Source organism: Tsukamurella paurometabola, from assembly GCF_900631615.1.
Classification (GTDB): domain Bacteria; phylum Actinomycetota; class Actinomycetes; order Mycobacteriales; family Mycobacteriaceae; genus Tsukamurella; species Tsukamurella paurometabola_A.
In genome coordinates, this window is sequence record NZ_LR131273.1 from 3,007,025 (window position 1) to 3,022,350 (window position 15,326).

The 15,326-nt window shown below is 70.5% G+C and carries 14 protein-coding genes and 3 tRNA genes; 15 read left to right on the forward strand and 2 right to left on the reverse strand.

Going from position 1 to position 15,326, the window contains the following annotated elements; translation table 11 throughout:
* Positions 1 to 24: 24 nt before the first annotated feature.
* From iolB to ELY19_RS15045, 10 genes are all read left to right on the forward strand, one after another.
* Complete coding sequence (gene iolB / locus ELY19_RS15000) at positions 25 to 969, forward strand: 5-deoxy-glucuronate isomerase (protein ID WP_126196933.1); 945 nt, start codon at positions 25 to 27, stop codon at positions 967 to 969.
* Complete coding sequence (gene iolD / locus ELY19_RS15005) at positions 966 to 2,915, forward strand: 3D-(3,5/4)-trihydroxycyclohexane-1,2-dione acylhydrolase (decyclizing) (RefSeq protein WP_126196934.1); 1,950 nt, start codon at positions 966 to 968, stop codon at positions 2,913 to 2,915. The genes iolB and iolD overlap by 4 nt, the downstream gene beginning before the upstream one ends.
* Positions 2,916 to 2,959: 44 nt before the next feature.
* Positions 2,960 to 3,904, forward strand: coding sequence for a sugar phosphate isomerase/epimerase family protein (locus tag ELY19_RS15010; RefSeq protein WP_126196935.1), 945 nt, complete (start codon positions 2,960 to 2,962; stop codon positions 3,902 to 3,904).
* 38 nt (positions 3,905 to 3,942) lie between these two features.
* A complete protein-coding gene (locus ELY19_RS15015) occupies positions 3,943 to 4,965 on the forward strand; it encodes a Gfo/Idh/MocA family protein (protein WP_126196936.1) in 1,023 nt (340 codons plus the stop codon).
* 8 nt (positions 4,966 to 4,973) lie between these two features.
* Positions 4,974 to 5,849: a sugar phosphate isomerase/epimerase family protein gene (locus tag ELY19_RS15020; protein WP_126196937.1), complete on the forward strand. Its 876-nt coding sequence runs from the start codon at positions 4,974 to 4,976 to the stop codon at positions 5,847 to 5,849.
* A gap of 36 nt (positions 5,850 to 5,885) precedes the next feature.
* Complete coding sequence (gltX, locus tag ELY19_RS15025) at positions 5,886 to 7,412, forward strand: glutamate--tRNA ligase (RefSeq protein ID WP_126196938.1); 1,527 nt, start codon at positions 5,886 to 5,888, stop codon at positions 7,410 to 7,412.
* Between the two features lie 91 nt (positions 7,413 to 7,503).
* Positions 7,504 to 7,575: transfer RNA gene (locus tag ELY19_RS15030), tRNA-Gln, on the forward strand.
* A gap of 38 nt (positions 7,576 to 7,613) precedes the next feature.
* Positions 7,614 to 7,686, forward strand: a tRNA-Glu gene (locus ELY19_RS15035).
* A gap of 71 nt (positions 7,687 to 7,757) precedes the next feature.
* Positions 7,758 to 7,830: transfer RNA gene (locus ELY19_RS15040), tRNA-Glu, on the forward strand.
* Positions 7,831 to 8,028: 198 nt separating this feature from the next.
* Positions 8,029 to 8,568 (forward strand): hypothetical protein, encoded by a 540-nt coding sequence (locus tag ELY19_RS15045; protein WP_126196939.1) that lies wholly within the window; start codon positions 8,029 to 8,031, stop codon positions 8,566 to 8,568.
* Positions 8,569 to 8,589: 21 nt separating this feature from the next.
* Here the strand turns inward: ELY19_RS15045 and ELY19_RS15050 are convergent, their stop codons facing one another.
* Complete coding sequence (locus ELY19_RS15050; protein ID WP_126196940.1) at positions 8,590 to 9,636, reverse strand: substrate-binding domain-containing protein; 1,047 nt, start codon at positions 9,634 to 9,636, stop codon at positions 8,590 to 8,592.
* Between the two features lie 108 nt (positions 9,637 to 9,744).
* Between ELY19_RS15050 and ELY19_RS15055 the strand changes: the two genes are divergently transcribed.
* From ELY19_RS15055 to ELY19_RS15070, 4 genes are all read left to right on the forward strand, one after another.
* On the forward strand, positions 9,745 to 10,125 hold the full coding sequence (locus ELY19_RS15055; protein ID WP_126196941.1) for a MarR family transcriptional regulator: 381 nt from the start codon (positions 9,745 to 9,747) through the stop codon (positions 10,123 to 10,125).
* A gap of 104 nt (positions 10,126 to 10,229) precedes the next feature.
* Positions 10,230 to 10,862, forward strand: a complete 633-nt coding sequence (locus ELY19_RS15060) for an AmiS/UreI family transporter (RefSeq protein ID WP_126196942.1) — start codon at positions 10,230 to 10,232, stop codon at positions 10,860 to 10,862.
* Between the two features lie 38 nt (positions 10,863 to 10,900).
* Entirely contained in the window at positions 10,901 to 11,938 is a 1,038-nt protein-coding gene (locus ELY19_RS15065; RefSeq protein ID WP_126196943.1) for an aliphatic amidase, read from the forward strand.
* 3 nt (positions 11,939 to 11,941) lie between these two features.
* Positions 11,942 to 13,078 carry an AAA family ATPase gene (locus ELY19_RS15070; RefSeq protein ID WP_126196944.1) on the forward strand — a complete coding sequence of 379 codons (1,137 nt, stop codon included), beginning with the start codon at positions 11,942 to 11,944 and terminating at the stop codon, positions 13,076 to 13,078.
* A 4-nt stretch (positions 13,079 to 13,082) separates the two neighbouring features.
* Here the strand turns inward: ELY19_RS15070 and ELY19_RS15075 are convergent, their stop codons facing one another.
* On the reverse strand, positions 13,083 to 13,805 hold the full coding sequence (locus ELY19_RS15075; RefSeq protein ID WP_126196945.1) for an IclR family transcriptional regulator: 723 nt from the start codon (positions 13,803 to 13,805) through the stop codon (positions 13,083 to 13,085).
* 85 nt (positions 13,806 to 13,890) lie between these two features.
* On the opposite strand from ELY19_RS15075, the gene leuC reads away from it, so the two are divergent.
* Positions 13,891 to 15,324, forward strand: coding sequence for a 3-isopropylmalate dehydratase large subunit (gene leuC / locus ELY19_RS15080; protein ID WP_126196946.1), 1,434 nt, complete (start codon positions 13,891 to 13,893; stop codon positions 15,322 to 15,324).
* Positions 15,325 to 15,326: the final 2 nt, after the last annotated feature.

Sequence of the window (15,326 nt, forward strand, 5' to 3'; positions counted from 1 at the left end):
GACGTGAGAGACGAGAGGACGGCGATGGCGACGACGCCCAACGAATGGTTCCACCCCCGCGGTGACCTGGCACGCGACGGGTGGGAGTCCGTGGTCGACGGATCCCTGCCCGGCTGGGCGCACACGGGGATCCGCGTCGCGGAGCTGGGGGACGCGCCGGTCGTGCTCCCCGGGGGCGATATCGAGCGCATCGTGGTGCCGCTCTCCGGCGGAGTCGCCGTCGAGCTCGACGCGGCCGCGGCCGCCGGATTCGACGGGGGCACCGTCGTCACGCTCACCGGCCGCGCGTCGGTCTTCGACGGTCCGACCGACGTCCTGTACGTCGGCGCCGGCGGAGGTTTCACCCTCCGCGGGCGGGCGCGGGTCGCGATCGCGGAGGCTCCGACCCCGCAGCGCCGACCCACGCGGTACATCGCCGCCGCGGAGGTGCCCGTCGAGGTGCGCGGTGCCGGCCGGGATACGCGGCAGGTACACAACTTCGGCACTCCCGGGGCTCTCGACGCGGCCGCGCTCATCGTGTGCGAGGTGATCACCCCGGGTGGGAACTGGAGCAGCCATCCCGCCCACAAGCACGACGAGCACGTCGCCGGGCACGAGTCGCGGCTCGAGGAGATCTACTACTTCGAAGCGGCCCCCGCCCGGGGGCTGCCCGCCGGGGTGGTGCCCGCGGACGCCGACGCCTTCGGGAGCTTCGTCACGTACTCGTCGGCGGCGGGGGAGATCGACACCAACGCCCTGGTGCGCACCGGGGACATCGCCCTCGTGCCGTACGGCTATCACGGGCCCGCGATGGCGGCACCCGAGTACGACCTCTACTACCTCAACGTCATGGCCGGCCCCGACCCCGAGCGGGTGTGGCTGATCAGCGACGACCCGCGGCAGGCGTGGCTGCGGGACACCTGGCCCGCGCAGGGCCCCGACCCCCGGCTGCCCTACGCGGCCGCACCGACCGAAGGAGACGAGCGATGAGCACCCGGCGGATGACCGTGGGCCAGGCCCTCATCGAGTTCCTGGCACACCAGTGGACCGTGGACGAGACGGTGCGCGCCGACGGCGGGGTGACCACCGTGCGGGAGCGCACCGTCCCCGCGACCTTCGGCATCTTCGGCCACGGCAACGTGGCCGGCGTGGGCCAGGCGCTACTGCAGTACGCGGCGACCGACGCCGGGCTCATGCCCTACCACCAGGCCCGCAACGAGCAGGCGATGGTGCACCAGGCCGTCGGATACGCCCGGATGCACCGTCGGCGCGGCACCTACGCGTGCACGGCCTCCGTGGGGCCCGGCGCGGCCAACATGCTGACCGGTGCCGCGCTCGCGACCGCGAACCGGCTCCCCGCGCTCCTCCTGGTCTCCGACACCTTCGCCACCCGGGTGGCCGACCCGGTGCTGCAGCAGCTCGAGCACCCGCACGACATCGGGCTGCAGGTCTCCGACGCCTTCCGGCCCCTGTCGAGGTTCTTCGACCGGGTCCAGCGGCCCGAGCAGCTGTTCTCCATCGCGCTCGCCGCGATGCGGGTGCTGACCGACCCGGCGGAGACCGGCGCCGTGACGATCGCCCTGCCCGAGGACGTCCAGGCCGAGGCCATCGACGTCCCCGAGGAGTTCCTGGCCGACCGTGAGTGGCACGTCCGCCGCCCCCTGCCGGAGCGCGGCCCGCTGGCCCGCGCCGCCGCCGCGATCCGCGAGGCCCGGCGCCCCCTCATCGTGGCGGGCGGCGGCGTCCTGTACTCGGGTGCGGAGGACGAGCTGCGGCTGTTCGCGGAGGCGACCGGGATCCCCGTCGCCACCACCCAGGCGGGCGGCGGATCGCTGGTGTGGGACCACCCGCTCAACCTGGGCGGCGTCGGCGCCACGGGCACCGCGGCGGCCAACGCGATCGCCGCGCGGGCCGACGTCGTCATCGGGATCGGCACGCGCTACAGCGATTTCACCACGGCGAGCCGGACCGCGTTCCAGGACACGGGCGTGCGGTTCGTCAACGTCAACGTCGCCTCGTTCGACGCCTACAAGCACGGATCGCAGCTGCCGGTGATCGCCGACGCGCGGGAGACCCTCGCTACGCTGCGGGGCGAACTCGCCGGCCACCGGGTGCCCGCGGACCACACCGCCGCGGCCGCTTCCGCGAAGGCGGAATGGGACGCGGTCGTCGACGCGGCACTCGCGCCGACCGGCGCGGACCTGCCCGGCCAGCCCGAGGTGATCGGCGCGGTACACGCGGCCATGGACTCCGAAGACGTGATCATCCAGGCTGCGGGGTCGCTTCCCGGTGACCTGCAGAAGCTCTGGCGGGTGCGGGATCCGCTCGGCTACCACGTCGAATACGCCTTCTCCTGCATGGGATACGAGATCGCCGGCGGTCTCGGCGCCAAGCGCGGGCTCCTCGCCCTGGGCGACGACCGGGACGTCGTCGTGATGGTCGGCGACGGCTCGTACCTCATGCTCAACAGCGAGCTGGTGACCGCCGTCGCCGAGGGGATCAAGCTGATCGTCGTCATCGTCGAGAACCAGGGGTACGCCTCGATCGGCCACCTCTCGGAGACGGTCGGCTCGCAGCGCTACGGCACCCGCTACCGCACCGCGGACGAATCCGGCGGCGTCCCCGCGCCCGACCTCGAGCGGGGGGAGTTCCTCCCCGTCGACCTGGCCGCGAACGCCCGGAGCTACGGCGCGAGGGTGATCGACATCGCGCCCGGACCCGAATCGATCGCGCAGCTCACCGAGGCCGTCCGCGCCGCCAAGGCGGCGACCGGCCCGACCGTGATCCAGATCCACAACGACCCGTTCGTGTACGCGCCCGACGGCGACGGCTGGTGGGACGTCCCGGTCGCCGAAGTCTCCACGATCGACAGCACCATCACCGCCCGCGCCGAATACCTCGACCAACAGAAGGCACAGCGGCCCCTGCTCGGCTGAGCCGCGCCCGCCCCTCCCACGACCAGACCGTAAGGACCACCCTCATGACCGACACCCTGGGCACGACCACCTCCGCCGCCGCGCACACCGAGGGCCTGCGCATCGGCACCGCCCCCGACTCGTGGGGCGTGTGGTTCCCCGAGCATCCCCGCCAGACGCCGTGGGAGCGCTTCCTCGACGAGGTCGCCGAAGCCGGTTACCACTACATCGAACTCGGCCCCTACGGCTACCTGCCGACCGATCCCGAGCGGCTCAAGGACGAGCTCGACAAGCGCGACCTCGAGCTCTCCGGCGGCACGATCTTCACCGGCTTCCACAAGGGTGCCGACCAGTGGGAGCGCGCCTGGAAGCAGGTGAGCGACGTCGCGACGCTCGTGGGCGCCCTCGGCGCCGAGCACATCGTCGTCATCCCGGACCTGTGGCGCTCCGACCTCACCGGGGAGGCCCTCGAATCCCGCACGCTGGACGACGAGCAGTGGAAGGCGCTCGCCGCGGGACACGACCGGCTCGGCAAGGCCCTGGCCGAGGAGTACGGCATCACGCAGCAGTTCCATTCCCACGCGGACAGCCACGTGGGAACGACCCGCGAGGTGGAGCGCCTGCTCGCCGAGACCGACCCGCGGTATCTGAGCCTGTGCCTGGACACCGGGCACTTCGCCTATTACGGCGGCGACAACGTGGCTCTCATGCAGCGTCACCCGGAGCGCATCGGGTACCTGCACCTCAAGCAGATCGACCCGGAACTGATCTGGGAGGTGCTCAAGAACGACACCCCGTTCGCCGACGCCGCCTCCGCGATCATGGTCGAGCCGCCGAACGGCGTCCCGGACTTCGCACCCGTCATCGAGGAGGCGCTGCGGATCAACCCGGACCTGTTCGCGATCGTCGAGCAGGACATGCCGGGCTGCGACATCGACCTCCCCGCGGGCATCGCCACCCGGACACGGCAGCACATCTTCGGTTGCCACCCGCTCACCCGCACCCGCTGATCCCGCCCGGAACTCGAAGACCTACAAGGAGACAGAGCATGACCAACGACCTCCGCGTCGCCGTGGTGGGCGCCGGCATGATGGGTGCCGACCACGTGAAGCGCATCGCCACCACGATCGCCGGGGCGACCGTGTCCGCGGTCGTCGAGCCCGATGGGGCGCGCCGTGCCGCCGCCCTCGAGCTCGCCCCCGGTGCCGCCGGCTTCGCCGACCTCGACGAGGCCCTCGCGTCGGGGGTCGTCGACGCCGTGCTGGTGGCGACCCCCGGACAGTTCCACGAGGACGCGCTGCTCACGGTCCTCGCCGCGGGCCTGCCCGTGTTGTGCGAGAAACCCCTCACCCAGGACCCCGAATCCTCGTGGCGGGTCGTCGAGGCCGAGATGGCCGGCGGCCGGCAGCTGATCCAGGTCGGGTTCATGCGGCGCTTCGACCGCGAGTACGAGGAGCTGCGGAAGGTGGTGTCCGCCAAACCCGCCGGCGACCTGGTCATGCTGCACGCCCGCCACCGCAATGCGTCGGTGCCCGACAGCTACGTGCAGACGATGCTCATCAACGATTCCGTCGTGCACGAGTTCGACGTGGTGCCCTGGCTCGCCGGTGGGGTCGTGACCTCCGTCGAGGTCAAGTACCCGCGCCGCAACTCACGCAGCCCGGAGCACCTGCGCGAGCCGATCCTCGTGCTCATGGAGCTCGACAACGGCGTCCTCGTCGACGTGGAGATGAACGTCTCCATCGAGTTCGGGTACCAGGTCGAGACCGAGGCCGTCTTCGAGCAGGGCGTCGCCCGGATCGGCGAGCCCGCGGGCCTGCAGCTGTGGCAGCGCGGCCGCTTCTCCGTCGCCGATCACGCCGACTTCACCACGAGGTTCCGCGAGGCCTACGACCGGCAGGTGCAGGCCTGGGTCGATGCGGCGAAGGCCGGCACGATCGCCGGTCCGTCTGCCTTCGACGGGTACAAGGTGGCCGTGTGCTGCGCCGCCGGGGTGAAGGCACTGGAGACCACCGGACCCGTGCCGGTCGAACTCCCCGAGATGCCGGCGTTCTACGCCGAGCGCGCCTAGGGGGCATCGTGGTCCGCATCGCCCTCGACCCGACGCCCTACCACTCCACCCACGACTTCGAGGACTTCTTCGACGTCGCCGCGAAGGCCGGCTACGAGTGGATCCAACTGACCCCGCATCCGGACTTCATCCCGTTCTTCGCGCACCCGCGCGTGGACCGGGCTCAGCTCGCCCGGGTGCGCGAGCGCGCCGCCGCCGCGGGCGTGGGGATCTCCTCGCTGCTGCCCGTGCAGCGCATCTCGTGGCCGGACGAGCCGCAGCGAGAGACCGCCGTGCGGAACTTCCGGCGCATCATCGCGATCGCCGCCGAACTCGAGGTGCCCGTGATCAACACCGAGTTCAGCGGCCGCCCCGAGCGCGCCGAGGAATCCGAGGCGGGCTTCTACCGGAGCATGGAGGAGCTCGTCCCGGTCCTCGAGCGGGAGGGCGTCACGCTGAACATCGACCCGCACCCCGACGACTTCGTCGAGGACGGACTCGAGGCGTGGCGGATCATCCGCGGCCTGGACTCGCCCGCCGTCGGCTTCGTCTACGTGGGTAGCCACACCTTCCACTACGGCGACCGCGCCGCTTCGCTGATCCCGCAGCTGGGGGAGCGTCTGGGGGCGGTCTACGCCGCCGACACCTTCGATCACCGCCGCTCGCACGGACTGCGGTACATCACCAACCCGCCGGGCAATGCGGTCCGCGTGCACCAGCACCTGACCATCGGCGACGGCGACGTGGATTGGGACGAGCTGTTCGGCCGCCTCGGCGCTTCCGGGTTCCTCGCGCGCGCGGACGCGATCATCTGCTCCAACGTCTTCGCCGAGGACGAACGTGCCGACGAGGTCTCCGCGCTCCAGCTGGAGAGGATCCGGTCGCTGGTCGCGGCGCACTCGTGAACGGGTGCGCCGCGCGCGGCGACTACCCTGGACGCCGTGACTGAGTCTTCCGCCGCACCGTCGAACACCGCCGCACCCGGGTCCGTCCGGGTGCGCTTCTGCCCGTCGCCCACCGGCACGCCGCACGTCGGCATGGTGCGCACCGCGCTGTTCAACTTCGCCCACGCGCGACACACCGGCGGTACTTTCGTCTTCCGCATCGAGGACACTGACGCCGCCCGCGACAGCGAGGAGAGCTACGCCGCGATCCTCGAATCGCTGCGCTGGCTCGGCCTCGACTGGGACGAGGGCCCCGAGGTCGGCGGGCCGTACGGCCCCTACCGCCAGTCCGAGCGCAAGGACCTGCACCTGGACGTCGTGCGGCGCCTCGTCGAGGGCGGCTACGCCTACGAGGCCTTCTCGACGCCGGAGGAGGTGGAGGCGCGGCACGTCGCCGCCGGCCGGAACCCGAAGCTGGGCTACGACAACTTCGACCGTGACCTCACCGAGGATCAGAAGGCCGCCTACCGCGCCGAGGGGCGCAGCCCCGTCGTGCGCCTGCGCATGCCCGATCACGACTTCACGTGGAACGACATGGTGCGCGGCGAGACCACCTTCGCCGCGGGCAGCGTGCCGGACTTCGCGCTGACCCGCGCGAACGGCGATCCGCTGTACACCCTCGTCAACCCCGTCGACGACGCGATGATGAGGATCACGCACGTGCTCCGCGGCGAGGACCTGCTCAGCTCCACGCCGCGCCAGCTCGCGCTGTACGAGGCGCTGGAGAAGATCGGCGTCGCCGAGCGCACCCCCGAGTTCGGGCACCTGCCGTTCGTGATGGGGGAGGGCAACAAGAAGCTCTCCAAGCGCGACCCCGAGTCCAACCTCTTCCACCACCGCGACCGCGGCTTCCTCCCCGAGGGCCTGCTCAACTATCTGGCGCTGCTCGGCTGGGGCATCTCGCCGGACAACGACGTGTTCAGCCTCGACGAGATGATCGCAGCGTTCGACGTGCACCGGGTGAACTCCAACCCGGCGCGCTTCGACCAGAAGAAGGCCGACGCGATCAACGCCGAACACATCCGCCTGCTCGCGCCGGACGACTTCGCGGCCCGGCTGCGGGCCTTCCTCGTCGAGCGGGGCTTCGTCGACGGTGCGCGCCTGGGGGACGAGTTCGCGACCGCGGCGGAGCTCGTGCAGACCCGCATCGTGGTGCTGTCGGACGCCTGGGACCTGCTGAAGTTCCTCTACGTCGATGAGGCCGACTTCTCCGTGGACCCGGCGGCCGCGGCGAAGAACATCAAGGCCGACGCCGGCCAGGTGCTCGACGAGAGCATTGCCGCGCTCGAGGGGCTCACGGACTGGACCACCGAGGCCATCGAGGGTGCGCTGAAGGGCCGGCTCATCGACGAGCTGGAGCTCAAGCCGCGCAAGGCCTACGCTCCGATCCGCGTCGGCGTCACGGGCTCACCCATCAGCCCGCCGCTGTTCGAGTCGCTGGAGTTGCTCGGCCGCGAGCGCACCCTGGGCCGCCTCGCCGCCGCTCGTACGCTTGTCCCCGCCGACGGCGCGGCGCCGCAATAGGGATGACCTGGCGATTTGGCGTTCCCAGCGCGGCTGGGTAAGCTGGATCGCGGCTCAAAACGAGGTCGGAAACGATCTCGGGGAGAGCCATTGGCCTATGGTGTAATTGGCAACACAGCTGATTCTGGTTCAGCCATTCTAGGTTCGAGTCCTGGTAGGCCAGCGTGACAGCGCCCTCCGCATGCGGAGGGCGCAGTCCTAGCCCCCGTCGTCTAGCGGCCTAGGACGCCGCCCTCTCACGGCGGTAGCGTGGGTTCGAATCCCATCGGGGGTACGTTCGGTGCAGGTGTGCTACCTTCATCGACATCGTCGAGGCGCCTCGCGCGCGCGTCGGCGCCAGTTCTAGCCCCCGTCGTCTAGCGGCCTAGGACGCCGCCCTCTCACGGCGGTAGCGTGGGTTCGAATCCCATCGGGGGTACAACGGAAGGCCCGGATCTGACGATCCGGGCCTTCGTCGTCTGCGTGGACCAGTCATTCATGAACCGGCGAGCGATGATCGCGGACCCGTAGCGGGCGGGCGGCCACTTTTCGGCACACGATATTCTCGGTACGTGATGTCGAATCGATGTTTGCTCGTCGGGCCGGGTGGAGGTGTTCGGAGGTTCGAGGTTCCGGCATGGTGATCGAGACGCCCTGGGTCGAGCTGGCGGATGTCGCGGCGTCCTCCGTCAGCGGGTGGCGGGCCGTCTGGGTGGTCGTGGGCATCGCGGTGGCCTTTCTACCGATCGTCGTGTGGAAAGCACGGTGGGCGGAGCGGTGGCAGTGGTGGAAGTCGGTGCTGTTCTTCGTCGCCTGGTTCTGTGTGGGCGTGCCGATCGCCGCGGTCATCGCCGGCGACACGCACTCCTCCGCGCACGCCGACGATGTTCTGACGCGTGCCTTGACGGCCCAGCCCGCCGTGCTGCAGCCGGGCTCGGTCGTCGTCGAGCAGTCCGATCACTCGGCGGGAACGTCGATGCATGCGCCGTACCAGGGCGAGGAGACGGATTACACTGTCGCGTTCTCGGTGATCGCCGCCGATCGGCTGTCGCGCTGCGAGGGCACGGTGACGCTCAAGCGGAACAACGCCCCGCGGGGGCGGAACGCGCCCGTCTTCGCCCGACTCCGGGCGAACTGCGCGTCGGCTCCGGTGTCGCCGGCGCCGGCTGCGCCCTGAGCCGGTCGAACCCGTGCGTCATCAGAGTTGACCGATCACGTCGAAATCGCAGCCCTCCGCGCGGGCGAGGTACATCCGCTGATGCGCGTGGCCGTCGCGGAGCGCCATGTTGCCGCGGGCACCCTCGTAGTGCACGCCGCCCACCCCGGCCATGATGTCGCGGACGTCCGTGCTGCGCACCGTCGACAACAGGGACTCGAGCAGGAGCATGCCCTCGAAACAGGACTCACCCATCGACGTGGGCGTGCAGGCGTCGGGACCGAACCGGCCGAAGTACCGGGAGCCGAACTCCATGGATTCGGAGGTCACCACGGAGTCGAAGTAGCCCGCCGACGCGAACAGGTCGCGCGTGGCGTCGGGGCCCGAGGCCATGAGCATGTGCTCGTCCATGAGCGGCGAGTAGCGCACGAAGGCCTCGTCCAGGCCCGCCGCGGCGAAGGCGCGATTGAACTCGACCGCGTCCTGCCCGAGCAGGAGCATCAGTACGCCATCGGCGTCGGATCGGGCGATGTCGGCGACCACCGACGAGAAGTCCTCGGTGCCGACGGGGACGAAGCGCGCGCCGACCAGGGCGTCGCCGAGACGGCGCGCGAAGCGGACGCAGGCCTTGGCACTGTCGCGAGCCCACAGGTAGTCGCTGCCCACGATCCACCAGCGGCGCAGGCCGCGCTCGCGGCGGAGCCACTCGAGGGCGGGGAGGATCTGCTCCTCGGGCGTCTCGCCCGTGAGGAAGACCCCCGCCGTGGATTCGCCTCCCTCGTAGAGCGCCGTGTAGACGTAGGGCACGCGCAGGTCGAGCCGTGCCGAGAGCGCTCGGCGCACGTCGGAGGTGTGCCAGCCGACGATCGCATCGATCTCGCCCGTCGCCAGTAGGGATTCGACCTCGCGGGTCACGTTCGCGACGCCGGTCGCGGCGTCGATGGGGCGCACGGCCAACTCGCGACCCAGGATGCCGCCCCTGCTGTTGATGTCGTCGGCCGCCAGCGTCGTGCAACTGAGGCACGACGGACCGAACAGCCCCGCGGGGCCACGTCGGGGATACAGCAACCCAACGGTGTACTCGCTCATGGACGTCCGCTCGTCTGAAGTCCTGCACTACGGACCGGTGTGCCACCGAGCCTACGCGGAGTGCGCCCGCGCCCGCGGCCGAACGCGATACAGTAGGCGCGGATTGCGATGACACAGTCGAGGATCGAGGCCGGTATGGACGCGAGTGCGGACCTGCGGGAGGCGCCGGGGCGCACCGCGTTCGCAGCCGTGTGCGAGGCCGACGACCTCGTCCTGAACGTCCTGATCCCGGCCCTCGCGGAGCACGACCTCACCATCGAGCACTTCCGCGCCCTGCGCCTGCTGGCGTCGGTCGAGGGCGCCACCGTCGGTGAGCTCGCGGCCCGGACGGGCACCACACCGTCGTCGACGACCCGTCTCGTCGACCGGCTCGTCGAGCGCAACCTGGCCTACCGGCGCCCGGCGCCGGGTGATCGTCGCAGCGTCCTGTTGACGATCTCCGACACCGGCCGCGAGGTCTGGGACTCGCTCGTGCTCCGGCTCTCCTGAGCGCTCTCACCTGCTTTTTCATCGATTCCGCTGCGCGCAGCGCGCTCCCCGCCAATACTACCGATCAGAGATAGTGCCGAATCGGTAATAAATCGGGAGTCGCGATGACCACACTCGGATTGCTCTTCGTCGGGGCCGTTCTGTTCGTCAACGGGGCCTGGTTCCTCGGGGCGATCTCCGCCCGTGAGGCCGGCGTCTTCAACCTCTTCGTCGGGGCGATGCAGGTCATCCTGCCGACCCTGGCGGTGGTCGCCGCCGACGGCGACCTCGGCGGGGTGTTCGGGGCGGGCTCCAGCTACCTGTTCGGGTTCACCTACCTGTTCGTGGGCGTCAACAACCTCATGGGCAACGACGGCCGCGGCCTCGGCTGGTACTCGATCTTCGTCACCGCCATGGCGATCGTCTTCGGCGGCTACTCGCTCGCCACCGATCCGGTCTTCGGCGTCATCTGGTTCGTGTGGGCCGTGATGTGGCTGATGTTCTTCCTCATCCTGGCCTGCGGGAGGACCGCCCTCATGCCGTTCACCGGGTGGCTCATCCTGATCGGCTCGCACCTGACCTGCACGATCCCCGCGCTCATGGCGTGGCGCGGGAGCTGGCCCACCAGTGCGTCGGCGGCACTGTGGGCGGCGGTGATCGCCGTCGCCCTCCTGGCGGTCAGCGCCGTGGCCGCCAGGACCGCGCCGACGCTGCCCCTACCCGCGCGCGACTCCGTCGCCACACCCGAATCCGCGTAATCCCCGCCCGACAAGGAAATCCAACGAAAGGTTCCACCATGCGTCACGGAGACATCTCCTCCAGCCCGGACACCGTCGGCGTCGCCGTCGTCAACTACAAGATGCCGCGCCTGCACGACCGCGCCGGCGTCATCGAGAACTGCCACAAGATCGCCGAGATGATCGTCGGCATGAAGGCGGGCCTGCCCGGCATGGACCTCGTCGTCTTCCCCGAGTACTCCACGCAGGGCATCATGTACGACCCCGACGAGATGTACGCCACCGCCGCCGCCATCCCCGGCGAGGAGACGAAGATCTTCTCGGACGCCTGCCGCAAGGCCGGTACCTGGGGCGTCTTCTCGATCACCGGCGAGCAGCACGAGGACCACCCGAACAAGCCGCCCTACAACACCCTGATCCTCATCAACGACCAGGGGGAGATCGTCCAGAAGTACCGCAAGATCATCCCGTGGGCCCCCATCGAGGGCTGGTACCCCGGCGACTCGACGTACGTGGTCGAAGGCCCCAAGGGGCTGAAGATCTCGCTCATCGTCTGCGACGACGGCAACTACCCCGAGATCTGGCGCGACTGCGCCATGAAGGGCGCCGAACTCGTCGTGCGCTGCCAGGGCTACATGTACCCGTCGAAGGATCAGCAGGTGCTCATGGCGAAGGCCATGGCCTGGGCGAACAACGTCTACGTCGCCGTCGCCAACGCCGCGGGCTTCGACGGCGTCTACTCCTACTTCGGCCACTCGTCGATCATCGGCTTCGACGGCCGCACCCTCGGCGAAACCGGCGAGGAGGAGTACGGCATCCAGTACGCGCAGCTCTCGGTCTCGACGATCCGCGACGCGCGTAAGCACGACCAGTCGCAGAACCACCTGTTCAAGATCCTTCACCGCGGTTACACCGGCATCCACGCCGCGGGCGAGGGCGACAAGGGCGTCGCCGAGTGCCCCTTCGACTTCTACAAGCTGTGGGTCACCGATGCCGAGGCCGCGCGCGAGCAGGTCGAGTCCTTCACGCGCGACACGATCGGCGTGGCCGAGTGCCCCGTCGGAACCATTCCCACCGAGAAGACCCGCGAGGCGTAGACCGTGCCCTTCATCACCGATCGCCTGGCCGCCGAAGGAGTCGACGTCGGCGGCCGGGCGCCCGGCTCCTCCGAGTCCCGCCCCACCGACGCCGAGTTCGCCAAGGCGGCGATCGGTCGGGTCGACGCGGCGCGGATCCTGGCCCAGCTGCGCGCCAACGTCTTCGGACAGGACCACGCCATCGAGTCGATCTTCAAGACCCTCTCGGTGGTGCAGGCCGGGCTGACCGACAAGACCCGCCCGCTCGCCAGCCACCTGCTCGTGGGACCCACGGGGACCGGCAAGACGGAGATCGTCCGCCAGCTCGCGGCGGCGTTGCGCACCGGGCCGGACGACTTCTGCCAGGTGGACATGTCGGCAATGGCGCAGGAGCACTACGCCGCATCGTTCGCCGGCGCGCCGCCCGGCTACTCCGGTTCCAAGGAAGGGCTCAGCGTCTTCGACCGCGACCGCATCGAGGGCACCGTCACCATGCCGGGGATCGTGCTCTTCGACGAGGTGGAGAAGGCGCACACCACGGTCCTGCGGGCCCTGCTGCACGTGCTCGACCGGGGGCAGCTGACCCTCGCGAACGGCCAGCAGCGCTACGACTTCCGCAACTGCCTGGTGTTCATGACCTCCAACCTCGGCAGCCGCGAGTTGCGCGCCGAGCAGGAGCGCCCGTGGCATCGGGCGGGTCGGTCGGTCTCGCGGCTGCTGCCGGCCCCGGCGGGGGAGCGGGTGGACCGGATCCTGGAGGGCCGCCTCGACCGGATCTCCGAGCAGTCGATCGCCCGCTTCTTCGACCCCGAGTTCCTCAACCGCATCGACGAGGTGACGCTCTTCGAGGAGCTCTCCGCCGGCACCGCGATCGAGGTCGCGCGACATGAGCTGGACATGTTCGCCGACCGCGCTCGCAAGCGCGGCGTGGACCTGACGATCGACGACGGCGTCGCAACTCACCTGGTGGAGACCGGCTTCGACCCCGTCTACGGGGCTCGCTCGGTGCGCCGGGCGATCCGCCACGACGTCTGGCCGATGGTGGCCGAGGCGGTGATCGCGCACCGAGCGGCGCGCGCGAGCGACACCGCGAGCCGGGTCGGCGCGAGTCTCACGGTCGACGGTGCCGCGGTGCGCTGCCGCGTGGTCGGGTCGGCCTAGGCTCTCAGAGTCGCCGCTGCAGCGCCTCGGCGGCCTGCAGCAGGTCGGCCGCCCAGCGCGCACCGGGGCGGCGGCCCATGCGATCGATCGGGCCGGAGACGGAGATCGCCGCGATCACCTCGCCGCGCGGATTGCGGACCGGCGCGGAGACGCTGGCGACGCCGGACTCGCGCTCGCCGGCGCTCTGCGCCCATCCGCGCTTGCGCACCTCCGCGAGGACGCGGTCGCTGAACGGGGACTCCGCCCGCGGGTCCGCCCAGGCCGCCAGGACCTTCGCGCCCGAGCCGGCGGTCATCGGCAACCGCGACCCCACCGGTACCGTGTCGCGCAGGCCGGAGGGCGGCTCCGCGGCGGCCACGCACACGCGGTGATCGCCCTCGCGGCGGTACAACTGCACCGATTCGCCGGTGATCTCCCGCAGCCGGGGCAGCACCATCGCCGCCGTCTCGACGAGGGCGTCGGCGGTGCTCGCCGCGAGTTCGCGCAGCGCGGAACCGGGGCGCCACAGGCCGTCGCCGTCCCGGGTGAGCAGGCCGTGCAGTTCCAAGCCCACGGCCAGGCGATGCGCGGTCGCCCGCGGCAGGCCCGTGCGGCCGCACAGATCGGCCAGGCTCGCCGGTTCCTCCGCCGCCGCGCGGAGGACGGCGACGGACTTGTCGAGCACGCCGATGCCGCTCACCGGGGTGAGACTTTCGGGGGCGTCCGGCGGTGCGGTATCCTTTCCCATAGTTCGATACTAGGCTCTCGTATGGTGGGATTCAACGCGCAGCCCGCGTCCACCGTCGGGGCCCGACATGGAGCAGGTGGGAATCATGCAGCCGCGCACAATGGCCGAGAAGGTCTGGCACCAGCACGTCGTCGTCAAGGGGGAGGGCGAGGGCGCCTCGCGTGAGCCCGACCTCATCTACATCGACCTGCACCTGGTCCACGAGGTGACAAGCCCGCAGGCCTTCGACGGGCTCCGCCTCAACGGCCGCCGGGTGCGCCGCCCCGACCTCACCATCGCCACCGAGGACCACAACGTGCCCACCGACACGCTGGTCCAGCCGATCGCGGACGAGGTCTCCCGCACGCAGGTGGAGACGCTGCGCCGCAACTGCGCCGAGTTCGGCGTCCGCCTCCACTCCATGGGCGACGGAGAGCAGGGCATCGTGCACGTGATGGGACCGCAGCTCGGGCTCACCCAGCCGGGCATGACGGTCGTCTGCGGCGACAGTCACACGTCCACCCACGGCGCCTTCGGCGCCATCGCCATGGGGATCGGGACGTCCGAGGTTGAGCACGTCCTGGCCACTCAGACACTGCCGCTCAAGCCGTTCAAGACCATGGCCATCAACGTTTCCGGTGAGCTGCAGCCCGGCGTGACGTCCAAGGACCTGATCCTGGCGATCATCGCCAAGATCGGCACCGGCGGCGGCCAGGGCTACGTCCTCGAGTACCGGGGCAGCGCGATCGAGAAGCTCTCGATGGAGGCCCGGATGACCATCTGCAACATGTCGATCGAGGCCGGCGCCCGGGCCGGCATGATCGCGCCCGACCAGACCACCTACGACTACATCAAGGGTCGCGAGCACGCGCCGAAGGGTGCGGACTGGGACGCGGCGGTCGAGGCCTGGGACGCCCTCCGCACCGACGAGGGTGCGACCTTCGACGCCGAGGTGGACATCGACGGTAGTGCCCTGACGCCCTTCGTCACCTGGGGCACCAACCCCGGCCAGGGAGCGCCCCTCAGTTCCTCGGTGCCCGATCCGGAGTCGTTCGGTTCCGACGGCGAGAAGGAGACCGCCGCGAAGGCGCTGCAGTACATGGGGCTCGAGCCCGGAACTCCGCTGCGTGACATCGCCGTGGACGCCGTGTTCGTCGGCTCCTGCACCAACGGGCGGATCGAGGATCTGCGTGCCGTCGCCGAGATCCTCCGCGGCCGCAAGGTGGCCGACGGCGTCCGCATGCTCGTGGTGCCCGGCTCGATGCGGGTGCGCGCCCAGGCCGAGGAGGAGGGACTGGGGCAGGTCTTCGTCGACGCCGGCGCGGAGTGGCGCCAGGCCGGGTGCTCGATGTGCCTGGGCATGAACCCCGATCAGCTCGCGGCCGGGGAACGCTCGGCCTCCACGTCGAACCGCAACTTCGAGGGGCGGCAGGGCAAGGGCAGCCGCACGCACCTGGTCTCGCCGGCGGTCGCCGCCGCCACCGCGGTGCGCGGCACGCTCTCCGCCCCGGCCGATCTGGCCCCCGTCTCCGGCGCCTGAGC